Source organism: Pseudomonas sp. Pse79 (genome assembly GCF_024519615.1).
Taxonomy (GTDB): Bacteria; Pseudomonadota; Gammaproteobacteria; order Pseudomonadales; family Pseudomonadaceae; genus Aquipseudomonas; species Aquipseudomonas veronii.
The window spans coordinates 129,688-150,587 of the sequence record NZ_JALJRR010000004.1 but is presented as its reverse complement, the minus strand read 5'-3'; the positions used below and the strand labels follow the sequence as shown (position 1 = coordinate 150,587).

The 20,900-nt window shown below is 63.6% G+C and carries 19 protein-coding genes and 1 pseudogene; 3 read left to right on the top strand and 17 right to left on the bottom strand.

Going from position 1 to position 20,900, the window contains the following annotated elements:
* Nucleotides 1-24 precede the first annotated feature (24 nt).
* Genes NR164_RS07725 through NR164_RS07670 form a run of 12 tightly spaced genes read right to left on the bottom strand, consistent with a single transcriptional unit; the run spans nucleotide 25 to nucleotide 10,839 of the window.
* On the bottom strand, nucleotides 25-2,355 hold the full coding sequence (locus tag NR164_RS07725) for an MMPL family transporter (RefSeq protein ID WP_256822572.1): 2,331 nt from the start codon (nucleotides 2,353-2,355) through the stop codon (nucleotides 25-27).
* A complete protein-coding gene (locus NR164_RS07720) occupies nucleotides 2,327-3,013 on the bottom strand; it encodes an outer membrane lipoprotein carrier protein LolA (protein WP_046490798.1) in 687 nt (228 codons plus the stop codon). The genes NR164_RS07725 and NR164_RS07720 overlap by 29 nt, the downstream gene beginning before the upstream one ends.
* Nucleotides 3,007-3,435 carry a thioesterase family protein gene (locus tag NR164_RS07715; protein ID WP_046384955.1) on the bottom strand — a complete coding sequence of 143 codons (429 nt, stop codon included), beginning with the start codon at nucleotides 3,433-3,435 and terminating at the stop codon, nucleotides 3,007-3,009. The genes NR164_RS07720 and NR164_RS07715 overlap by 7 nt, the downstream gene beginning before the upstream one ends.
* A complete protein-coding gene (gene hutH / locus NR164_RS07710; RefSeq protein ID WP_256822571.1) occupies nucleotides 3,428-4,969 on the bottom strand; it encodes a histidine ammonia-lyase in 1,542 nt (513 codons plus the stop codon). Before hutH ends, NR164_RS07715 begins: the two co-directional genes overlap by 8 nt.
* Complete coding sequence (locus NR164_RS07705) at nucleotides 4,953-5,888, bottom strand: glycosyl transferase (protein ID WP_057003644.1); 936 nt, start codon at nucleotides 5,886-5,888, stop codon at nucleotides 4,953-4,955. Before NR164_RS07705 ends, hutH begins: the two co-directional genes overlap by 17 nt.
* Complete coding sequence (locus tag NR164_RS07700; protein WP_256822570.1) at nucleotides 5,885-6,619, bottom strand: glycosyltransferase family 2 protein; 735 nt, start codon at nucleotides 6,617-6,619, stop codon at nucleotides 5,885-5,887. The genes NR164_RS07705 and NR164_RS07700 overlap by 4 nt, the downstream gene beginning before the upstream one ends.
* Nucleotides 6,612-8,282: an acyl-CoA synthetase family protein gene (locus tag NR164_RS07695; protein ID WP_256822569.1), complete on the bottom strand. Its 1,671-nt coding sequence runs from the start codon at nucleotides 8,280-8,282 to the stop codon at nucleotides 6,612-6,614. Before NR164_RS07695 ends, NR164_RS07700 begins: the two co-directional genes overlap by 8 nt.
* A complete protein-coding gene (locus tag NR164_RS07690; RefSeq protein WP_017849834.1) occupies nucleotides 8,279-8,824 on the bottom strand; it encodes a membrane protein in 546 nt (181 codons plus the stop codon). Before NR164_RS07690 ends, NR164_RS07695 begins: the two co-directional genes overlap by 4 nt.
* Entirely contained in the window at nucleotides 8,821-9,075 is a 255-nt protein-coding gene (locus NR164_RS07685; protein WP_017849833.1) for an acyl carrier protein, read from the bottom strand. The genes NR164_RS07690 and NR164_RS07685 overlap by 4 nt, the downstream gene beginning before the upstream one ends.
* A 9-nt stretch (nucleotides 9,076-9,084) precedes the next feature.
* Nucleotides 9,085-9,354: a phosphopantetheine-binding protein gene (locus NR164_RS07680; protein ID WP_046384951.1), complete on the bottom strand. Its 270-nt coding sequence runs from the start codon at nucleotides 9,352-9,354 to the stop codon at nucleotides 9,085-9,087.
* Nucleotides 9,332-10,144 carry a 1-acyl-sn-glycerol-3-phosphate acyltransferase gene (locus NR164_RS07675; protein ID WP_017849831.1) on the bottom strand — a complete coding sequence of 271 codons (813 nt, stop codon included), beginning with the start codon at nucleotides 10,142-10,144 and terminating at the stop codon, nucleotides 9,332-9,334. Before NR164_RS07675 ends, NR164_RS07680 begins: the two co-directional genes overlap by 23 nt.
* Nucleotides 10,120-10,839 carry a beta-ketoacyl synthase chain length factor gene (locus NR164_RS07670; RefSeq protein ID WP_126588444.1) on the bottom strand — a complete coding sequence of 240 codons (720 nt, stop codon included), beginning with the start codon at nucleotides 10,837-10,839 and terminating at the stop codon, nucleotides 10,120-10,122. The genes NR164_RS07675 and NR164_RS07670 overlap by 25 nt, the downstream gene beginning before the upstream one ends.
* Nucleotides 10,840-11,176: 337 nt before the next feature.
* Here NR164_RS07670 and NR164_RS07665 point away from each other — a divergent pair, with 337 nt between their 5' ends.
* Nucleotides 11,177-11,947, top strand: a complete 771-nt coding sequence (locus tag NR164_RS07665; RefSeq protein ID WP_017849829.1) for a ParA family protein — start codon at nucleotides 11,177-11,179, stop codon at nucleotides 11,945-11,947.
* Nucleotides 11,948-11,988: 41 nt separating this feature from the next.
* Here the strand turns inward: NR164_RS07665 and trxC are convergent, their stop codons facing one another.
* Nucleotides 11,989-12,423: a thioredoxin TrxC gene (gene trxC, locus NR164_RS07660; RefSeq protein ID WP_017849828.1), complete on the bottom strand. Its 435-nt coding sequence runs from the start codon at nucleotides 12,421-12,423 to the stop codon at nucleotides 11,989-11,991.
* A gap of 238 nt (nucleotides 12,424-12,661) precedes the next feature.
* On the opposite strand from trxC, the gene NR164_RS07655 reads away from it, so the two are divergent.
* On the top strand, nucleotides 12,662-12,958 hold the full coding sequence (locus NR164_RS07655; RefSeq protein ID WP_017849827.1) for a type II toxin-antitoxin system HigB family toxin: 297 nt from the start codon (nucleotides 12,662-12,664) through the stop codon (nucleotides 12,956-12,958).
* Nucleotides 12,955-13,356: a type II toxin-antitoxin system HigA family antitoxin gene (locus NR164_RS07650; protein WP_256822568.1), complete on the top strand. Its 402-nt coding sequence runs from the start codon at nucleotides 12,955-12,957 to the stop codon at nucleotides 13,354-13,356. The genes NR164_RS07655 and NR164_RS07650 overlap by 4 nt, the downstream gene beginning before the upstream one ends.
* Nucleotides 13,357-13,362: 6 nt before the next feature.
* On the opposite strand, the gene selO is transcribed toward NR164_RS07650, so the two are convergent.
* The 4 genes and pseudogenes from selO to NR164_RS30475 all read right to left on the bottom strand — a co-directional run.
* The gene (gene selO / locus NR164_RS07645; RefSeq protein WP_256822567.1) at nucleotides 13,363-14,826 is read right to left on the bottom strand and encodes a protein adenylyltransferase SelO; all 1,464 of its coding nucleotides are present in this window, start codon (nucleotides 14,824-14,826) and stop codon (nucleotides 13,363-13,365) included.
* Nucleotides 14,827-14,874: 48 nt separating this feature from the next.
* Entirely contained in the window at nucleotides 14,875-18,258 is a 3,384-nt protein-coding gene (gene mscK / locus NR164_RS07640; RefSeq protein WP_256822566.1) for a mechanosensitive channel MscK, read from the bottom strand.
* A 49-nt stretch (nucleotides 18,259-18,307) separates the two neighbouring features.
* Entirely contained in the window at nucleotides 18,308-20,050 is a 1,743-nt protein-coding gene (locus NR164_RS07635) for a potassium/proton antiporter (RefSeq protein ID WP_046384946.1), read from the bottom strand.
* Between the two features lie 231 nt (nucleotides 20,051-20,281).
* Nucleotides 20,282-20,881 (bottom strand): annotated as a pseudogene (locus NR164_RS30475) (methyl-accepting chemotaxis protein); the annotation flags it as partial.
* Nucleotides 20,882-20,900: the final 19 nt, after the last annotated feature.

Here is a 20,900-nt window from a genome sequence, read left to right as displayed (position 1 = left end):
TTGCCGCTTTGGCGATAATCACATTCATGAGGCGTGCTTCTGTCGGCCGGCCCAGGGCGCCAGCATAAAGCTGAAGGCCAGGCCCAGGCTGACCGACAGGCCGAAATTACTCACCGCGGGTGTACTCGACAGCGCCAGCAGGCCGAACGACAACCAGGTCGTCAGTGCCGCCAGCAGTGTTCCTAATAGGCTGACCGCAGGCCCGCCGATCTGTTCACGCATCAGGATCGCGTAGTCGACGCTGATGGCGGTGACCAGCAGCAGGCCGAACAGGCTGAACAGCGTCAGCGGCTGGCCCAGCCAACCGAGGCTGGCCAGGCTGCACAGCGCGGCCAGCAACGGCAGGGCGACGATGCGCAGCGCGCCGCCAAAGCCGAAGGGCACGATCAGCAACAGCACGATCAGCCCGCACGACATCAACTTCAATTCAGCCGCGCTGATCTGCGTGGCGGCGAACACCCGGTTCAACTCCCCCAGGCGATCCACCAGTTGCACCCCCGGCAAATCCGCGGCCTGCACCTGCAGCAGCGCCGGGTCGCTCAAGCCTTGCAGGCTGATCATGGCTGCCACACCGCCGTCGACCGGGCCCAGCCACAGCGTGCGCCAGGGTTCGGCCAGCGGCCCGAGCAGTGCAGCGTCGATGTCTTGGGTGGGCAGCGCTTGCAGTTGAGCGACTTCGGCTTGCAGCGCGCCGACGGGCACGCCGAGGTCGAGCAGCGGTTGCCAGTGCGCGGGAAGTGCATTCAGCGCCTCGCGCAGCTGTTGTTGCTCGGCGGGCAGGTTGACCAGCTGGTTCAGCGCCAGATAATCCTGGAGTTTGTCCATATTCACCAGCTGTTCCAGGCGCTGGCCCAGGGCGGCCTGGCGTTCCAGCAACTGCTGCTGATTGTCGGCGCGCACCAGGAAGAACTGGCTGGTGGGTTGGAACCCGGTGATCCGCGCCACGGCCTGGGCTTCCTGCAGCAATTGCGGCGGGGCGCCGATCCACTGGCGCAGATCGTTTTTACTGTTCAACTGCCACAAGCCGCCGGCGCAAAACAGCAGCACCCACACCAGCAGCACGGCGCTCGGCACGCGCTTGATCAACCCGGAACGCATCAGCCACAGGCGCTCGGCGATGTGCAACGGCCATTGCGCCGGGCGCAGGTCGACACCCTTGAGCAGCGCCGGCAACAGGCACACGGCCGACAGGTACGCACCGACCAGGCCGGCAGCGGAGAATACGGCGATCTGGGTCAGCGCCGGGAACGGCGTCCAGGCCAGCGCCAGGTAACCGATGCAACTGGTCGCCAGGCTCAGGCTCAGGCCCGGCAGGGTCAGGCGCAACGCCGGCCAACTGCGCCACGGCTGCAGGCTCCAGCTTTTCGACAAATAGTGCAGCGGGTAGTCCACCGCCACGCCGATCAGGCTGGAGCCGAGCACCAGTGTCATCACATGCATATGCCCGAACAGCGCCACACAGGCCACCGCGCCGAACAGCATGCCCACCAGCACCGGCACGAAGGCCAGCAGCACGCGCCAGCGGCGGAACGCCAGGAGCAACAGCAGCAGAATGCCGAGGGTGGCGCCGCCGCCGACCCAGGTGATTTCGCGGCTGGCTTGCTGTTGCCCGCTGGCAGCGTAGAGCAAACCGCTGGCCGCGAGCAGTTGCGCGCCGTGCTCGGTGGCTTGGGCGCGACTGGCCTGGAGCAGGTCCGCGACCTGCAGCGGCAGTTTCATATCGAAGGCATTGCCGGTGGTACGCGCACGCAGCAGCACCCAACTCTTGCCGTCGGCATCGGCGATCAATGCGCCGCTGCCGATATCCAATTGCACCGCGCCGCTCTGCGGCTGGCTGTTCTGAATGCGTCCGGTCAGGCCCAGCCAGTCGTCCTGGCTCGGCACCAGGCTGAACCCGGTGAACGGGTCGAACAGCGCTTGCACGCGCTGCTGGATGAAGGCGTCGGGGTGGTCGATCAGTTGCTCGCGGTCCTTGGCCGCGAGCATCGACAAACGCCCGCGCAACAATTGCGCGCGCAGTGCCGGCAGGTCGGCTTGCAGGTTCCATTGGACCTTTTCAAACAGGCCGCTGGCTTGCCAGCGCGCGCCCAGTTGCTCGGCCACGTTGACCGCTTGCTGGCGGTCGGCGTGCCCCACGAGGACCAGGATTTCGCGGTTCAACGGTTCCTGCATGCGCTGTTCGGCTTGCAGTTCGAGGGCGTCCGGCGTGTTGCCCGGCACCAGTTCCATCAGGTTGGCCGACAACGGCGCGCCATGGCGCCATTGCCAGCCGGCCAGGGCCAGCACGGCCACCAGCAGGATCAGGAACAGGCGCGGCAATAAACGCTCACTGGGCAAAGTCGTGTTGCTCCGCATCGCTCAGGGGAAGGTCGGCGCTGCTGTCCTGCATGCGCAGCACGGTGCTGTCGCCCTGGGTTTCCAGCAGTTCGATGCTGTGGACCAGCGTGCCGCCGTCGATATTGATCTGCTTGAACACTTGCTTGAGCAGCAGCGAGCGCGGGGTCAGCGTCAACTGCCACTGCTCGGCTTCGCCCTGCAGTTGCAGGTCGAAGTCACGCTGCAAGCCGCTGCTGTCGCCCTGCAGCACGGCGAGGAACAGGCGGTTCTGCTCGGCCCCGGCGCTCTTGTTCGGCAGCGTCTGCCAGCCGTTGGCGTCACGCCGCGCAATGCCTTGGGTACTGATGCGGTAATCCTGTTGCAGCGGGGTTTTGAGCAGCCACAGCAGGCCGTGGTCTTTGGCCAGGACGAAGGTGCCTTTGCTGACCAAGGGCTGCGGCAGGGCGCGCAGGTGTTTTTCCTGGATGAAGCTGCCGTGGATCACGCTGGGTTTGGCCAACTGATCGCTCAGTTGCTGTAAGTCGAACCCATGGGCCGCCGCCGAAAAACCAAACAACGCGAACACTGTAGGAGCGAGCTTGCTCGCGAAAAACCTGAGGGCACCGCGGGGTGTCAGGTGGCCAGCGTTATCGTTGACGATCTTCGCGAGCAAGCTCGCTCCTACAGGGGTCAGCATTTCAGGGCCCTTTCGACCGCGTCGATGAAGACGGTGGGTGAGGCCAGTTGCATCTCGCGGCTGGCGATTTGTACCGCTACTTGTACCGTGCTGGCACGGGTCAGGCGTTCGCCGCTGGTACGGTCGGTGATCAGGTAGTTGACCTTCAAACGGTTCTCCCACTCCACCAGGCTGGCGCGCACGTTGAGCGTCTGGCCGAAGGTGGCGCCGCGCACATAGCGCAGTTGCATGTCGATCACCGGCCAGGCGTAGCCCGACTCGAGCATCGCTGCGTAGTTATGGCCGATCTTGTCGAGCAGGGCGCAGCGGGCGATTTCCAGGTACTTCACGTAGTGCCCGTGCCAGACCACGTTCATGGTGTCGATGTCGAAAAACGGCACGAGGATTTCCGTGTCGCAATGCAGTACGCCCGGGCTACGCATGCAGCCTCCAGTGTTGCTCGGCGATGCGTTGCAGGCACAGGCGCAGCTCGCCTTCGAGGGCGCGGTCTTCGATCACCGGCGGGAAGTCCTTGGCCAGTTCGCTGTGCATCGCTGCCAACGCCGGCGGCAACGGGCGCGCCTCGGCGGCCTGGGCGCGCAGCCACACGCCCTGGTTGGCGGCGAGCAGGGCGGCGGCGGCGACCTGTTCGGTCAGCTCCAGCACACGGATCGCATCGCGGGCGGCGATGGTGCCCATGCTCACTTTGTCCTGGTTGTGGCACTCGGTGGAGCGTGAAAACACGCTGGCCGGCATGGTGTTCTTCAGCGCTTCGGCGGTCCAGGCGCTGGTGCCGATCTGCACTGCCTTGAAGCCGTGGTTGATCATCGCGCGGTCGGCCGGGGCGCCGGACAGGTTGCTCGGCAGGCCGTGGTTGTAACGCACGTCCACCAGCAGGGCGAGCTGGCGGTCGAGCAGGTCGGCGACGTTGGCCACCAGGGTCTTGAGGCTGTCCATGGCGAAGGCGATGTGCCCGCCGTAGAAGTGCCCGCCGTGCAGCACGCGCTCTGCTTCGGCGTCGATGATCGGGTTGTCGTTGGCGCTGTTGAGTTCGATCTCGATGAACGAGCGCAGCCAGTTCAGGCTGTCGGCCAGCACGCCGAGAACGTGGGGCGCGCAACGCAGCGAGTAGCGGTCCTGCAAACGGTGCAGCGGCGCAGTCGGCGCATCGATGGCCAGGTCTTGGCGTAACCACGCGGCGACTTGCATCTGCCCCGGGTGCGGCTTGGCGGCGAACAGGCGCTCGTCGAAGTGTTCCGGGTTGCCTTGCAGCGCCACCACGTTCAGCGCGGTGATGCGCGTGGCCAATTGCAGCAGGTAATCGGCGCGGGCGAAGGCCAGGCAGGCGAGGCCGGTCATCACGGCGGTGCCGTTCATCAGTGCGAGGGCTTCCTTGGGCCGCAGGACCAGCGGCTCCCAGCCCAGTTCGCGGTGGACGTCGATGGCCTGGCGGCGTTCGCCACGGAACAGCACGTCGCGTTCGCCGGAGAGGGTCGCGGCCACGTAGGACAGCGGCGTCAGGTCGCCGCTGGCGCCCACCGAGCCTTCTTCCGGGATCAGCGGCAGCACGTCGTGTTCGAGGAACGCGTGCACGCGTTCGAGCAGTTCCACGCGCACCCCGGACACGCCGTGGCACAGCGACTGCAAACGCGCCGCGAGCACGGCGCGGGTGGCTTGCGCGTCGAGCAACTTGCCCAGGCCGCAACCGTGGAAGGTGTACAGGTGCCGCGGCAGGGCTTCGACGTGCTGCAACGGCACCGCCACCACGCACGAGTCGCCATAGCCGGTGGTCACGCCGTAGATCACGCCTTCCTTGTCCAGCAGCGAGTCGAGGAACTGCGCGCCCTTGGCGATGCGCTGGCGATACGCGGCATCATCCTGCAAGTGCGTGGGCGCCTGACGATTGGCCAGGGCCAATACGTCTTCAATGCGCAAAGCGCGTTCGCCAAACGTTACCGGCTCAAGATGCGTCGTCATCGGTCTTCCAGAAAGGGTAAAAGTTGAACCATTGTTGGGGCGCTTCCAGGCAGAACTGGCCCAGGCGTGCGGCATAGCGTGCGGTCCACAGCGCGATGACCTGCTCGCGGGTGCTGCGTTTCCATTCGATAAGTTGGGCAAACGGTTCGATGCTCAGGCGATAGCGGCCCTGGTGCTTGAGGCACATCAGCAGGTTGACCGGGCATTTCAGCAGGCCGGCCAGCAGCCACGGGCCCTGGGGGAAGGCGGCGTCATGGCCGAGGAAGTCCACGCGCACCGTGCGTCCGCCGTGCAGTGGCACGCGGTCGCCGGCAATCGCCAGCCATTCGCCGTCGTCCAGGCGCTGGCTGAGCAGCAGCATGGTGGCCGGGTCCAGCTCGCTGACCTGGATCAGGCGCAAATGGGTCGCGCCGGCTTCGCCCAGCAGGCGGTTGAAGCGTTCGGCGTGCTTGGTGTGGACCAGCACGTTCATGGTGACTTTTTCGCCGATCTCCGCGAGCGCGCGGCACACTTCGAGGTTGCCCAGGTGCGCGCCCACCAGCATCTGGCCGCGTTCGCCGCGCAGTTGGCCGCGCAATTGCGCCGGGTCGTGGATTTCGATCTGCTCGATGCGCAGCTTGCCGTTCCACACGTCGAGCTTGTCCAGCAGCGCATCGGCAAATGCCATGAACTGGCCGAAGACTTTGCGCCGGGTCGGGCGCAGCTCATCGCGGCCGCTCCATTGCGCCAGGCGCTGCTGGTATTGCCAGGTGCTCTGGCGCGCGGTGCGGCCGAACAGGAAGAAGTACAGCACGATGCCGTACAGCAGCGGGCTCAACAGCCGGCGCCCGAGCAGCCTGGCGGCGACTGCGGTGAGTTTCATCAGCCAGAAACTGCCACGCTCTTCGCGGTCGGCCCAGTGTTTGCTGCTGTCGCTCATGCCTGCCACCGTCGCCACAGAATCATCGGTGCGCGCACCAACATGCCGAAGAACAGCCGGGTGTGCATGGCCGAGATACGCACGTTGTCGCGGAACAGGCGGAAGTGCGACAGGCCGTCGGCGGGGTAATGCACCTTCGTCGGCAGCCAGCGCATCGGCTGGTTGCGCCAGGCCAGGCGCACCAGGATGTCCGAGTCGAAATCCATGTGGGTGCCGATGTAGGCCGAGTCCATCAGCGCCAGGGTCGGCACCAGCGGGTACACGCGAAAGCCGCACATCGAATCGCGAATCTGCAGCGACAGTGTGTTGATCCACACCCACACGTGGGTCAGGTAGCGTGCGTACAGGCGGCCCTTGGGCACGCTGTCGTCGTATTCGGGGTAGCCGCAGATCACCGCCGTGGGGTGTCGGCGCGAGGTGTCGATGAAGCTCTCGACTTCGCGCAGGTCATGTTGGCCGTCGGCGTCCACTTGCAGGGCATGGGTGAAGCCCAGGCGCGCCGCTTCGCGAAAGCCGGCCATCACCGCGCTGCCCTTGCCTTGGTTGTTCGGCAGGGTGAGCAGGCTGACGTTGTCGAGGGCCGCCAATTGCGCCAGCACCGCCGCGCACGCCGGGCTGCTGCCATCGTCCACCAACAGGCATGGCAGGCCGCTGTCGAGCAGGCTGTGGACCACGGCCGGCACGGCGGTTTCATGGTTGTAGACCGGGATCAGGGCGCAGGGGTTATGCATGCGCAGGCTCCAGTTGAATCCGGCCACTGGAGCAGGCCGCGACGCCGTTGCGGTAGGCGAAATACAGCTTGCTGCGTTGCGGGTCGAAGCGCAGGTGCAGTTCGACGTGGTCGCCGGGGCGCACCAGTTGCTGGAACTTGAGCACTTCCATGCCGGCAAAGGTCGCTGGCAGGTCGAGCAGTTGCTGGCCGAGGGTGAACGCCCACTCGACCTGCACCACGCCCGGCAGCACCGGCGTCACCGGGAAGTGGCCGCTGAAGTAGGCCAGGTCCGGCGGGATGCTCAGTTGCAAGGTCCATTCGCCATCGGCTTCGACTTGCTCCAGTACTTCGGGGGCTTTCGGCCGGGGCGCCAGCAGCAGCGCTTCGATCTCGGCCTGGGGCAGCTTGCCTTGGCTGTTCAGCGGCAACTGTCGCAGTAAACGCCAGCGACGCGGCAAGGCCAGGGCTTCGCAGTGTTGGCTCAAGTGTTGGCGCAGGGTTTGCGTGACGGTACGCCGGCCCTGGTTGCGCAGGGCATGCAGGCCGTCGGCGCTCAGCACCACGAGGGCGCCGAGGCTGGCGCGGTTTTCCTGGACCACGCCCAGGCGCGTTTCGGCGACCCAGGGGTGCGCCATCAGGGCCTGTTCGAGCATGGGCAGGGAGATACGTTTTTCTTCCAGTTTGACGATGCGATCCAGGCGCCCGAGCAGCTCGAAGCGGCCGTCGGCATGCAGGCGGGCGGCGTCGGCGGTCTGTTCGATATGCCCGGCGGGCAGGTACGGCGAGGCAATGCGCAGGGCACCGTCGGCGTCCTGGCTCAGTTCTACCCCGGCGAACGGCTGCCACGGCTGCGCGCCTTGGCGCCAGGCAATGCCGCCGGTTTCCGAGCTGCCGAGGATTTCCGTCGGCCATTGCTGCAAGCGTTCGTACAGGCTGGTGGCCGCGTCGATGGGCAGGGCGCCGCCGGAGGAGAACACCCGCGACACTCGGCTCAGGGCCGGCCAGTCGAGGTTGTCGCCCATCCGCTTGAGCAGCGCCGGGCTGGCGACCCAGGCGAACCGTGGGTGCTCGCGGCTGGCGCGCTGCAAATCCTCCGGGAAGGCCAACTGGCGGCGCACGAAGCTGCGGCCGGCGCACAACGGCCACAGCACGCGGAACAACAGGCCGTAGATGTGTTGGGTGGCGACGCTGCCGATGATGCAGGCGTCGTTGAGGTCCGCGCCCCATAGCGTTTCCAGGGCCTGCACCTCGTTGGCCAGCTGGCGCAGGGTCTTGTCGATGCGCTTGGGTTCGCCGCTGGAGCCGGAGGTACACAGGCTCAATTGGCACGCATCCAGGTCGAGGGCGGCCGGGCTCAACGGCGCCTGATACAACGCGTCCAGGTCCGCGGCGTCGGTCAGCCAGGTGTCGACGGCGTCGGCCCAGCGTTGGCGAGTCTGCGGTTGCAGGTCGGCGGGCAGCAACACGCCGACCCCGGCGCGCCAGGCCCCCAGCAGGGCGATCGCCAGCAGGCCGGCGTCTTCCAGATGCACCGCCACGCGCTGGATACCGCGCGCGTGCAGGCCTGCCGCCAGGCGCAGGGATTGCTCACATAGCTGGGCGTGATTCATCGCAGGCTCGGTGGTGACCAAGCGCTGTTCCAACGGCTCAAGCAGCAGGTGCTCAAGTTTCAACCCATTCATACGCGGCCTCGAACCCTTTGTCGTACCAGCCATTCCACGGCAAACAACAGCCCCATCAGCCCGTAGGCGATCAGGCCGTTGTACAACGTCCACCAGCTCAGCGGCGCCCACAGGGTGAGGGCGGCGGCCAGCAGGCCATTACACAGAAAAAACACGCTCCACACCACGGTGACCTGGCGCGTATACACAATGGCTTTCGGCGGCAGTTGCGGGTCGGTCATGCGTGCCAGGCGCTCGACCATCGGCGGGCCGTATTTCAGGCTCAGGCCGAACAGCGCCAACATGAACGCGCTGACCAGGCTCGGGTACCAGCGCAGCAGGTGCGGGTTGTCGAACCAGGCCAGGGCCAAGCAGAACAGGATGATCGCCACCGCCATCCAGCGGCTGCCGGGGCGCCGCGCACCCGTGAGCGCACGCAGCAACCACAGGCTGCCGAGCAGCAGGCCGAATTGCCACGGTGCAAAGTGCTCGGTGCCGTAATACACCGCGAAAGGGTACAGCAACCCCGCCAGCAACAGGCCAAGGCCGATCAGCCGGCTCATGCGGCCGGTTGGACCAGACGGTACACCGCCTCAACCACGTCGTTCACGGTACGCACAGCCTTGAACTCTTCGGCGGCGATTTTTTTGCCGGTCTGGCGTTTGATGTGGTCGATCAGGTCCACGGCGTCGATGCTGTCGATTTCCAGGTCCTGGTACAGGTTGGCTTCGAGGGTGATGCGTTCAGGTTCCAGTTCAAACAGTTCCACCAAGGCAGCGCGCAGGGTGTTGAAAATATCGTCACGAGTTTGCATGGTACGGTCTCAAGCTGCCTGTTTGGCCGTGACGAACGCCGCAAGGCTGGCCACGTTGGTGAAGTGATTGCGGGTGTCCTTGGCGTCGGCATCGATCTTGAAGCCGTACTTTTTCTGGATCGCCAGGCCCAGTTCCAGGGCGTCGACTGAGTCCAGGCCGAGGCCTTCGCCGAACAGGGTTTGGTCGCTGTTGATGTCGTCGACGCTGATGTCTTCCAGGCCCAGGGCCTCGATGATCAGCGTCTTTATGTCGTGCTCAAGGCTGTTTGAGTTGCTCATCTTCGGCGAGCTCCTTAATAAAATAGTGATGCAGGTAATCGTTGAGCTTGCGTGAGGCCTGGGGCGCGGGGCCGAGTGCGGCGAACGCTTGTGGTTCTATATCGGCACCCACCCGTAAACTGAAGTGAAAGCGGCGTTTGGGAATGCGATACCAGGGTTCGGCCTTGGTCAGGGTGGTCGGGCTGACCTTGATTACCACGGGGGTGATGATTGTCGCACCACGCAACGCAATCGCGGCGCCGCCGCGATGAAAGGCAGGCGCCGCGCCGGGTGTGGTGCGGGTGCCTTCTGGAAAGATGATCAGGGTCTGACCTTCGCGCAGCGCATCGGCGGCGGCGTCGAGCATGTCCGCGCTGCCGTCATTGCTGATGTAGCCGGCATCGCGCACCGGCCCACGGGTGAACGGGTTTTGAAACAGGCTCTGCTTGACCACGCAGTTGGTCTGGCGCATCAGGCCGATCAGGAACACCACGTCGATCAGTGACGGGTGGTTAGCGACGATCATCTGGCCGGGGCGTCCGAGTTTGTCGGCGCCGTCGACGCTGAACGTGAGAATGCCCAGGCGCTGCATCCACCGAATGAACAACCAGAACAGGCGACTGATGGTATGCCGCGCGCGCCGTTGGTGCTGCTTGGCAGTCCCCGGCAGGCAATTGAGCAACGGAAACACCAGTAAGCGCAGGCACAGCCCGCCGACGCCAAACAGCGCGAAGCTGGCGGCGGTGGCGAACAGGCGCCAGTAGTAGGCGTCCCGTGGCTTGTCGTTCAGGGCTTGCGTTGCCAGTTCCATACGCGGTTCTTCCAGGCGTGTTGGCAGGCGCCCTGTTCGGTCAACAGGGTGCGTAGCAGGTTCAGGGCATGAGGCCACTGGGTGTGAGTGTGTTGGACAGTGCCGGTGCGCAGTTCCAGTTGCCACTCGTCGCCCGGCGTCAGTAACAGGCCGAGGGCGTAGGGGAAGGGCACGTCGTGGATCCAGTTGGCGTAGGCCTCGGGTGGCTGTTCCTCGCTGATCACCAGCAATACCGCCGGGGCGCCTTCGTTGAGCAGGGCCGCCGCTTCGAGCATGCCGTGTTCCAGGCCATCGCCGGCGGCGGCGAGGGCGGTCATTTCGCTGGTTTCATTGCGCAGGATCGACCACAGGCCAATCACCGCGTTATGCACCGACAGGCTGAACTGAGTCGGCGACAGCGGCTGATCGTTGGCCAGGTCGCTGAGGATCTCGAGGGTGCGCGGGGTTTCGCCGTGGCGGGAAACGAACACCAGCGGCAGGTCTTGCAGGCCCTCGGCCAGCGGCCAGCCCACGCTGAAAGCCATGCGCGCCAGACGGCTCAGGCGGCGGCGCTGCATGGCCGGTAAAAACGAGACGTCGGGGGAGGCTTCGCTGGCGGGTAGCAACACTGGCGCCTGGCACCAGGCGCGCCAGTCGTCCGCACTTTCGAGGCCCGGAGCCCAGGCGCGCCATTGGCTGATATTGAAATTGATCACTGAGAAGGTATCCCGCCCCTGCGGGCTTCCATGCGCGGCCACTGGCCCCGAATACCGGGACAGGGAGCAGCAGCCGAATGGCGCGCATTATCCCGGTGCTGTGGGGTTCTAGCAAACTTTGGTAAATATTTGTTCACGGCCGATTACAATTTGCTGGGGAAGATTTACAGATTGTCCTTCACTGAGAACCGAGCTGGATTGTCGGACTGTTCCTTTTCATTTGTACGTTAGATGCTAGCCCGGACCATTAATGCAGCAGTGCATGGATGAACGAGGTAGCTAACCGGCGCTTTTGCCCTCTACACTCGGGCATTCATTGGTACACGGAGGTTTTTCCATGCGGCGCGTGGTGTTCAATCAAAAAGGCGGGGTTGGCAAGTCCAGCATCGCCTGCAACCTGGCGGCGGTCAGCGCCAGTGAAGGTTACCGAACCCTGTTGGTGGACCTCGATGCACAAGCCAACTCTACTCAGTACCTCACCGGGCTGACCGGCGACGATATACCGATGGGTATTGCCGAGTTCTTCAAGCAAACCCTGTCTTCGGGGCCGTTCGCCAAGAAAAACCGGGTGGATATCTACGAAACGCCCTTCGACAACCTGCACGTGATCACCGCCACCGCTGAGCTGGCGGACTTGCAGCCCAAGCTCGAAGCCAAGCACAAGATCAACAAGCTGCGAAAGCTGCTGGATGAGCTGAGCGAAGACTACGACCGGATTTACCTGGATACCCCGCCAGCGTTGAATTTTTATGCGGTTTCGGCGCTGATTGCTGCTGATCGTGTGTTGATCCCCTTCGATTGCGACAGTTTCTCGCGCCAGGCGCTGTATGGCCTGCTGGCGGAAATCGAAGAATTGAAGGAAGACCACAACGAAGGCCTGGAAGTCGAAGGCATCGTGGTCAACCAGTTCCAGGCGCGGGCGAGCTTGCCGCAGCAGATGCTCGATGAGTTGATTGCCGAAGGCTTGCCGGTGCTGCCGGTGTACCTGGCGAGTTCGGTACGCATGCGTGAGTCGCACCAGCAGAACAAGCCGCTGATCCACCTGGACCCACGGCACAAGCTGACGCAGCAGTTTGTGGAGTTGCATAACCTGCTGGAAAACGCCTGACCTAAAGCACCACACTGGCCTGCGTTGTGCTCAAGGTCGAGTTACACCCCTTGGCTACGCAACCAGCTCATCAACTGCGGTAACGGAAACGCCCCACTCTGGCGCGCCACTTCACGGCCGTTCTTGAACAGAATCAAGCTGGGAATCGAGCGAATCCCCAACTGCGCCGACAACTGCTGATTGGCCTCGCTGTCCAGCTTGGCCAACCGGCACTTGCCTTCCAACTGCGCAGCGGCCTGCTCGAAGATGGGCGCGAACGACTTGCACGGCCCGCACCAATCGGCCCACACATCCACCAGCAACGGCAGGTCGCCCTTGATCTGGCTGGCGTAGTCGCCCTGTTTCAGTTCAAAAGGTTTGTTCAGCAGCACCGGCTGCTTGCAGCGCCCGCACTTCGGCGCATCGCCCAGGCGTTCGCCGGGGATGCGATTGAGGCCGTTGCAGTGCGGGCAGGGAATGACGAGAGGGTTGGACATGGTGGCGCTCCTTTGAGACTGGCCAATAGATCCTATTTGGAGTCAGGTCTGGGGTTTATCAAGGCGTGGGAGCGGTGACTCATCCGTTCACAGTTTCTGCCATGTCGATGTGAAGCCGCTTATCTAGGCTGTTGGAGCGCGTTCTGTTTCCCGCCATCTGTCTGTTTGCGGTTATAGCAAATTGCGATAGTTTGAGTTCGGGTTTAACCTTCATAGCAAGATGCGATAAGGATGTTGCATGCGAGTGATTAGTGAGAAAAGGATCTGGGAAGCAAAGGAAAAGTGGCCGCGCTCAGCGAGTGCTTTGGATGAGTGGTACCGACGGATAAAGCGCAATAGCCCAGGAGATTTCGCGTCAATGAAAGGCATTTTTCCTGCGACGGATAAAGTCGGGCAGTTCCATGTGTTCGACATCGGTGGCAATAAACTGAGGTTAATTGCTTTCGTGCGGTACCCAGCACAACGAATTTACATCAAGCATCTGCTCGATCACCGCGAATACGAACAAGACAAGTGGAAGGAGACAATCAGATGAGCGCACTCATTCAGCTCGCCGCTGAACATTGGCAATTTGTTTCACCATTACTGCGCAAGCCAAAAAACGAGGCGGATTACGATGCACTGGTTGCTGCCCTCGACGAGTTGCTGGATTTGGTCGGGGAGGACGAATCAAATCCGCTTATGAGTTTGGTGGATATTCTCAGTGACTGGATCGAAGCCTACGATCACGAGCATCGTCCGATGCCCGTCGTCAGTGGTGTTGACGTGTTGCGCGCGATGATGCGCGAACACGGCTTGAATCAAAGTGATCTGCCAGGCTTAGGCAAACAGTCAGTCGTTTCCGAGATTCTGAGCGGTAAGCGTAAGCTCAATCTGCGACAGATTAAATGGTTGGCCGAACGCTTTGGGGTTTCCGTGGAGACGTTCATCTAGCCGACTCTACGAAGAACAACTGATCTCCAAATGCTTGCCCCAATCCGGCGGCCGCTGCGCGTACTGCTCCATCCCGGCCTGCTCCTCGAACGGTTTGCGCAACACCTCATGCAGCCGCCGCACTTCGCTGTAATCCCCCGACTCGGCGGCGCTGATGGCGTTCTGTGCGAGGTAGTTGCGCAGGATGTACAGCGGGTTGACCGCATGCATCCGTGCTCGGCGCTGTTCTTCGCTGTACTCGCCATCACGCGCCACGCGGGCCTTGTACGCATCCGCCCAGGCATCGAAGCCGTTCCTGTCGACAAACTCGTCGCGCAACCGCGCCACTGCGAGCGCCGCCGGTTCATCGCCCAGGCGGCGGAAGAACAGCGTGTAGTCCACGCCGCTGTTCTGCATCAATTGCAGCAGGCGCTCCAGCAGTTTCTGGTCATCGTCTTCGGCGCTGGTCAGCCCCAGCCGGCGGCGCATCAGGTCCAGGTAGTGCGCCTGGTACAGCGGCAGGTACAGGCCGAGGGTTTCCTTCAAGGCGTCGACGCTGATAAACGGTGTGAGCGCCTGCGCCAGCGCGCTGAGGTTCCACTGCCCGATCGGCACCTGATTGCTGAAGGAGTAGCGCCCTTCATGATCGGAGTGGTTGCAGACGAAGTGCGCGTCAAAATCGTCGAGAAACGCAAACGGCCCGAAATCGAAGGTGATGCCGAGGATCGACATGTTGTCGGTGTTCATCACCCCATGGCAGAAGCCATAGGCCTGCCATTTGGCGATCAGTGCGGCGTTGCGTTCGACGACTTCGCGGAACATCGCCAGGTACGGTTCGGGCTGTTCCTGGCACTCGGGGAAGTGCAGCTTCAACACGTGTTCGGCCAGTGCCGCCTGCTGCTCGGGCTTCTGGGTGTAGTAGAAGTACTCGAAATGGCCGAAGCGGACATGGCTACGGGCCAGGCGCAACACCATCGCCCCGCGTTCCTGCTTCTCGCGCCAAACCGGCGTGCTCGAGCCGATCACACACAGCGCCCGGCTGCTAGGGATGTTCAATGCATGCAGGGCTTCTGATGCCAGAAACTCCCGAATCGAAGAGCGCAGCACGGCGCGGCCATCGCCCATCCGCGAGTACGGCGTCTGCCCGGCGCCCTTGAGGTGCAAGTCCCAGTGTTCGCCGGCGCCGTTATACACCTCGCCGAGCAGCAAGCCACGGCCATCGCCCAACTGCGGGTTGTAGGAGCCGAACTGATGCCCGGAATACACCATCGCCCGCGGTTCGGCTTCGGCCCACAGCTTGTGGCCGCCGAACAGTTCGGCGAACACCGGCGTTTCGGCCACGGCCGGGTCGAGGTCGAGCAGGGCCATGGCGGCGTCGCTCGCCACGACCAAGCGCGGTTCGTCGAGGGGCTCGGGCAGGACGTGGGTTGAGAACGCGTCGCCCAGGCGTGCGAAGCGATTGTCGAAGGTCAGTTCGTCGAGGGCTTTCACCGGCCATCTCCAGCAGAATGTCCGAGCATTCTGCTGGGGATAGGCGTTTTAGTCGAGCTTGGAGGGTGGCGGCTCGGGGGCGTCCACCACTTTGCCCGGCGGCGGTTCCGGTGCGTCGTGCGTCTCGGCCGGGTTGGCGATGGTGCGTTTTTCGTCTTCTACCGGCACCAGCTTGTACTCCTGGCCGTGCAGGTTCTTCAGGTAAACCTCCATCTGCCGGAACGAGATGTTGATGTGGTTGTTCTTGAACTCGCGGTTGATAAAACGGTTCACCTCGTCGATCACCGGGTTGCGGTCACCGAGGTCGCGCACGTGCATGCGCAGTTCGTGGTCGAGGGTGCTTTCGCCGAAGTTGAGGAAGTACACGTGGGGTTCGGGTTCTTTCAGCACCCGCGGGTTTTCGCGCGCGGCCTGGAGCAACAGGGCTTTCACCAGGTCGAGGTCGGAGCCGTAGTCCACGCCGAGCTTGAGGGTGACCCGAGTGATGGTGTCGGTCAGCGACCAGTTGATCAGTTGCCCGGTGATGAACGTCTTGTTCGGGACAATGATGTCCTTGCGGTCGAAGTCGGTGATGGTGGTGGCGCGGATGCGGATCTTGCTCACCGTGCCCGACAGGTTGCCGATGGTGATGGTGTCGCCGATCCGCACCGGGCGCTCGAACAGGATCATGATGCCGGAGATAAAGTTGGCGAAGATCTCCTGCATACCGAAGCCCAGGCCCACCGACAGCGCCGCCACCAGCCATTGCAACTTGTCCCAGCTCACGCCGAGGGTCGATAGGGTCGCCACAAACCCCACGCCGGCAATCACGTAGGACAGCAACGTGGTGGTGGCGTAGGCGCTGCCCTGGGCCAGGTCCAGCTTGGACAGCACCAGCACTTCCAGCAAGCCGGGCAGGTTGCGCGCCAGGGCGAAGGTGATGCCGATGATGATCAGCGCGCCGAGCATGTCGCCGATGCTGATCGGCACCATGCTGATATTGGCCCCGGTGCCGCTGGTGTATTCGTAGAGGGTGACGTTGTCGAGGTAGGAGAACACCGAGATCAGGTCCGACCACACCCAGTACAGCGCCGCGATGAAGCCGCCGAGCAGGGCCAGGCGGATCAGGCGCATGGATTGTTCGTTGACCTGTTCGATGTCCAGGGTCGGCTCTTCGATCACCGCTTCGCCTTCGCCGGCTTCCTTGGCGGCCTGGCGTTTTGCCAATGCCCGCGAATAGGCCAGGCGCCGGGCGGCGACGCCCAGGCCGCGGGCGAACGTGGCTTCGATCACCAGCCAGAACATCAACAGGTACAGGGTGTTGATCAACCGGTCGCTGAGCTTCAGCGCGGTGTAGTAATAGCCGAAGCACACGGCGATAAACAGTGCGATGGGCAGCGCGGTAAACAACAGGCCCGCGGTTTTGCGGAACAGTGAGGCTTTCTCGTGGGTTGTGCTGTGCAACAGCAGGCGACCCAGCAGCCAGGCCATCAGCGCATAGCAGGTCAGCACCACGCCGATGCCCAGCACGTCGTCGGCCAGGGCTGCCGGCTGGTGCTCGGCAATGGCCACCACGGCCACCAGCGCCAGCACCACCAGCCCGAGCTTGCGTACCCAACCTTGCAGGAATGCGACCTGCGGTCGTTCCCAGCGGAAGTGCAATTCGGCGACGCCGCCTGGCGCGAGGATTCGGTAGGCGGTGTAGAACACCAACCACGCCTGGGCGATCTGCAACAGCGCGGCACCCAGGTTGGCGTTTTGCCCGCGGGCGTCGATCTGCAACGCATAACCGCATAACGCCAGGCCCAAGGCCACGGGCATGGCCAGCAGGATATTCACCAGGATCGCCTGGGGCGTGTGCCATTGGCTGTCACGCTTGAAGTGGCCGATGTCCATGTGCACCTTTTTCAGCCGCGCGTACAAGGCATTGCGCCGCCACAACAGTGCGCCGATCAACAGCAGCAACGGCAAGAACAGCAGCGGGCGCTGGGTCAGGCCGTCGTACAGTTCGCTGACGCTGGAGGCCCAGGGCAGGGAGGTGACTTGCTTGCTCAGGTGATCCGGGACGGTTTCCAGCCACTCGGTGTCCAGCGGCTTGTTGCTGGGAATCCAGAACATCTGCTCATCGAGGGTCGCACGCAGGGTGGTGGCGGTGCTCAGCAGTTGTTTCTGGTTCAGTTGCAGGGTGATCGATTCATTGAGCAGCGCGCTCAGTTCGCGGCTCAGGCGCTCGAGCAGGTCGCTGCGGGTGATCGCCAGTTCCAGCAGAGTGCGCCGCAATTGCGGGGTGACCTCATCCGGCGGCTGGTTGGCCAGCAGGTTATCCACATAGGTGCTGGGCGAGCTGATCAGTTCGCGCTGCTGGTTGACCTCGAACTGGTACAGGCGAATGTTGGCGATGTCGTCGGCGAGGTTGCGGTCGACCGTGAGGCGCGGCAAGGCCTGTTTCTGTTTGTACAGAATCTTCGACAGCAGCAGGCTGCCCTTGAGCACGTTGATCTGTTCGTCCAGCGCCGAGTCGCTCTGGGTCACGGTGTCCAGTTGCTGCTTGGTCTGCAGGTTCTTCTGGGTCAGGTCGTTGAGGCGGTCGGTGCTTTTGAGCAGGTAGTCGGACAGCTTCAGGTTGGCCGCGCTTTCCGTGGCCAACAGGCTGCTGCTGCCGGCTTTCTGCGCTTCGATGGACTGTTGGGTCACCGTCTGTTGGGACTGGGCCAGGCGTTTCTGGTTGATCAGGGTTTGCAGGTCCTGGATCTCTTGTTCCAGGCGCGCGGTTTTTTCCACCACCAGGTCATGCTGGCTGTTGCCCAGGTCTTGCAGTTGGCTGTTGCCGGCCAGTTCCTGGCGGCGCAGTGGGATCAGGGCATTCAGCGACGCCAGTTCGGCGTTCAACTGGTTGCGCTGGTCGGCGCTGAGGGTTTTGCCATTGTCCTTGCCGGCCTTGAGGGTCGCGTTGATCTGCTGGATGCGCGTCTGGCTGCTGCTGATTTCGGTCTGCGCGCGCTCGGGGCGGGTCTGGGCGGCGATGGTCAGGCTGTTGGCGTCGGCCAGGTCTTTTTGCAGGTCGCCTTGCTGGGTGGTGCGCTGCACCAGCAGTTGTTCCAGTTGCGGCACCGGCAACGTGGCGTAGCGCTGGGCCACCGGGACGACTTTGGTGGCCTTGAGCCGGGTCAGTTCGCGCTGGTTTTCGCTGGTCTGGCGCGGGGCGTCTTGCAACTGGCGCTTGAGATCGACCAGGCGCTGCTCGTAATCCTGCTTGTTGCCCAGGTGAGTCAGCGTCTGCTGCAGGATCGCCTGCAGCGCCTTCATGTCGGCGTCGGGCAGCTTGCGGTCGGGCAGCTTGTCCAGGGTTTGCTGGATAGCGTCGGCGCTGGGCGGGTCGGCGGCGTATACGCTGCCGACACAAAGGGTCAGGCTCAGCAGGGCAGTGGCGAGAAAAGTGCGCAGGGTTGGCATAGAGACCGGTCGAGCAAGGTGAAGAATCGGGGCAGTATTGCCCCGCAGTTTAGAGGAAGAGTCCGGGGCCCGGGCGACTTCCTTCGGGGAATCTGACGCCGACTTTGCCAATCTTGTTCCCGTCCATGACGGCGACGGTCCAGATCGTGTTGTTCCACTCCACCTGGTCGCCGACCACCGGCGCGCCGCCGACTTTCTGGGTGATGAAGTGGCTCAATGGCATGTCCGGGTCGATGCCTTCGAGTTGCAGGCCGTACAGCGCCGAGACTGCGCCCAGTTGGGCGTCGCCTTCGAGGATGAAGTCGCCGAAGAAGCGCAAATCCAAGCCGCGTTGCGGCGCCTGGCTGAACAGTTTGCCCAGGGCCGGCAGGTTGTGTTCGTGGCCGATCACGCAGAGCAGATCGTCGGCTTCCAGCACCGTACTACCCGACGGATGGAGCAGTTGCTGGCCACGGAACAGTGCAGCGATACGCGTGCCTTCGGGCATTTTCAGCTCGCGCAGGGCTGCGCCGATGCACCATTTTTCCGCGCCCAGGCGGTAGACGAACAGCTCCCACTCACTGGTGACGTGAACTTCCAGGGCGGCGCGGGAAATCGGCGCCGGCTCCGGTGGCACGGTCACTTTCAGCAGCTTGGCGACCCACGGCAGGCTGGTGCCTTGCACCAGCAGCGAGACCAGCACGATAAAGAACGCCAGGTTGAAGTACAGCTGTGCATGGGGCAGGCCGGCCATCAGCGGGAACACCGCAAGAATGATCGGCACCGCGCCGCGCAGGCCGACCCAGGCGATAAAGGCTTTTTCGCGGCCGTGGAACGCCTTGAACGGCAGCAGGCCGACCATCACCGACAGCGGCCGCGCAAACAGGATCATCCACAGCGCCAGGCCCAGGGCGGGCAGCGCAATCGGCAGCAGGTCGTGGGGCGTGACCAGCAGGCCCAGCACCAGGAACATGCCGATCTGGGCGAGCCAGGCCATGCCGTCGAGCATATGCAAAATGCCATGACGGCTGCGCACCGGCCGGTTGCCGATCACCAGGCCGCACAGGTACACGGCGAGGAAGCCGCTGCCGTGCAGGGCGTTGGTCAGGGCGAAGACGAACAGGCCGCCGGCGATCACCAGGATCGGGTACAGGCCGTTGGCCAGGTTGATGCGGTTGACCATCTGCAGCATCAGCCAGCCGCCGCCCAGGCCGATGAGGCCGCCGATGCCGAACTCGCGCACCAGGTGCAACAGCAGGTTCCAGTGCAGGCCGGTCTGGCCGCTGGCGAGCATGTCGATCAGGGTGACGGTGAGGAACACGGCCATCGGGTCGTTGCTGCCGGATTCGATTTCCAGGCTGGCGGAGACCCGTTCGTTGAGCCCCTTGCCGCCGAGCAGCGAGAACACCGCGGCGGCGTCGGTGGAGCCGACAATCGCGCCGATCAGCAAGCCTTGAATGATGTTGAGGTCAAACAGCCAGGCCGCGGCCATGCCGGTGAGGCCGGTGGTAATCAACACCCCCACCGTGGCCAGCGACAACGCCGGCCAGAGTGCCACGCGAAAACTCGCCACCCGGGTGCGCAAGCCGCCGTCGAGCAGGATCACGGCCAGGGCGAGGTTGCCCACCAGGTAGGCGGTCGGGTAGTTATCGAAGATGATGCCGCCGCCGTCGACGCCGGCGACCATGCCCACGGCCAGGATGATCACCAGGATCGGAATGCCCAGGCGGGACGAAAGAGAGCTCACCAGAATGCTCGCACTCACCAGCAACGCGCCGATCAAGAACAGGCTGTTGATGGTGGTCGCATTCAAAGGCAGTACTCCATGGGCAAAATAAGACGGACGCATTCTGACCATGCAGTCTGCGTGCCAGCGATTCTAACCTGTTGAATTGCCGCGCTGTCAAAAAGGTTTTAGCGACGGGCGCCGATCTAAATGTGGGAGGGGGCTTGCCCCCGATTGCGGTGGGTCAGCTGTAGATAAGCTAGCTGACAAATCGCAATCGGGGGCAAGTCGAATCGTCGCATCGCCCCTCCCACATCTTTAGAGGCGAAACCGCCCGACCATCCCGTTCAAGTCCACCGCCAGGCGCGACAACTCGCTGCTCGCGGCACTGGTCTGGCCGGCGCCGGTTGCCGATTGCACCGACAGATCACGAATGTTCACCAGGTTGCGGTCCACTTCCCGTGCCACCTGCGCTTGTTCCTCCGCCGCGCTGGCGATCACCAGGTTGCGTTCATTGATCTCGACAATCGCCGTGTTGATCGTATCCAGCGACATCCCCGCGCCTTTGGCGATGTTCAGCGTCGATTCCGCGCGCTCGGTGCTGTTGCGCATCGAATCCACGGCATGCTCGGTGCCGGCCTGGATACTGCCGATCATCCGTTCGATCTCGCTGGTCGACTGCTGGGTGCGATGGGCCAGCGCACGCACTTCGTCGGCCACTACGGCAAAGCCACGGCCGGCTTCCCCGGCACGCGCCGCTTCAATCGCCGCGTTCAGGGCCAGCAGGTTGGTCTGGTCGGCAAGGCCGCGAATCACGTCGAGCACCTTGCCGATGTCGCGCGATTCATTGGCCAGGTCGCCGATCAGCGTCGCGGTGGCTTGCACGTCGCCGCTCATGCGCTCAATGGCGCTGACGGTTTCCTGCACCAGGTCGCGG

Excerpts from the sequence above, each read along its gene's own strand:
- NR164_RS07725 (WP_256822572.1), bottom strand. The coding sequence starts at position 2,355 with ATGCGGAGCAACACGACTTTGCCCAGTGAGCGTTTATTGCCGCGCCTG.
- NR164_RS07720 (WP_046490798.1), bottom strand. The coding sequence starts at position 3,013 with ATGCTGACCCCTGTAGGAGCGAGCTTGCTCGCGAAGATCGTCAACGAT.
- NR164_RS07715 (WP_046384955.1), bottom strand. The coding sequence starts at position 3,435 with ATGCGTAGCCCGGGCGTACTGCATTGCGACACGGAAATCCTCGTGCCG.
- hutH (WP_256822571.1), bottom strand. The coding sequence starts at position 4,969 with ATGACGACGCATCTTGAGCCGGTAACGTTTGGCGAACGCGCTTTGCGC.
- NR164_RS07705 (WP_057003644.1), bottom strand. The coding sequence starts at position 5,888 with ATGAGCGACAGCAGCAAACACTGGGCCGACCGCGAAGAGCGTGGCAGT.
- NR164_RS07700 (WP_256822570.1), bottom strand. The coding sequence starts at position 6,619 with ATGCATAACCCCTGCGCCCTGATCCCGGTCTACAACCATGAAACCGCC.
- NR164_RS07695 (WP_256822569.1), bottom strand. The coding sequence starts at position 8,282 with ATGAATGGGTTGAAACTTGAGCACCTGCTGCTTGAGCCGTTGGAACAG.
- NR164_RS07690 (WP_017849834.1), bottom strand. The coding sequence starts at position 8,824 with ATGAGCCGGCTGATCGGCCTTGGCCTGTTGCTGGCGGGGTTGCTGTAC.
- NR164_RS07685 (WP_017849833.1), bottom strand. The coding sequence starts at position 9,075 with ATGCAAACTCGTGACGATATTTTCAACACCCTGCGCGCTGCCTTGGTG.
- NR164_RS07680 (WP_046384951.1), bottom strand. The coding sequence starts at position 9,354 with ATGAGCAACTCAAACAGCCTTGAGCACGACATAAAGACGCTGATCATC.
- NR164_RS07675 (WP_017849831.1), bottom strand. The coding sequence starts at position 10,144 with ATGGAACTGGCAACGCAAGCCCTGAACGACAAGCCACGGGACGCCTAC.
- NR164_RS07665 (WP_017849829.1), top strand. The coding sequence starts at position 11,177 with ATGCGGCGCGTGGTGTTCAATCAAAAAGGCGGGGTTGGCAAGTCCAGC.
- trxC (WP_017849828.1), bottom strand. The coding sequence starts at position 12,423 with ATGTCCAACCCTCTCGTCATTCCCTGCCCGCACTGCAACGGCCTCAAT.
- NR164_RS07655 (WP_017849827.1), top strand. The coding sequence starts at position 12,662 with ATGCGAGTGATTAGTGAGAAAAGGATCTGGGAAGCAAAGGAAAAGTGG.
- NR164_RS07650 (WP_256822568.1), top strand. The coding sequence starts at position 12,955 with ATGAGCGCACTCATTCAGCTCGCCGCTGAACATTGGCAATTTGTTTCA.
- mscK (WP_256822566.1), bottom strand. The coding sequence starts at position 18,258 with ATGCCAACCCTGCGCACTTTTCTCGCCACTGCCCTGCTGAGCCTGACC.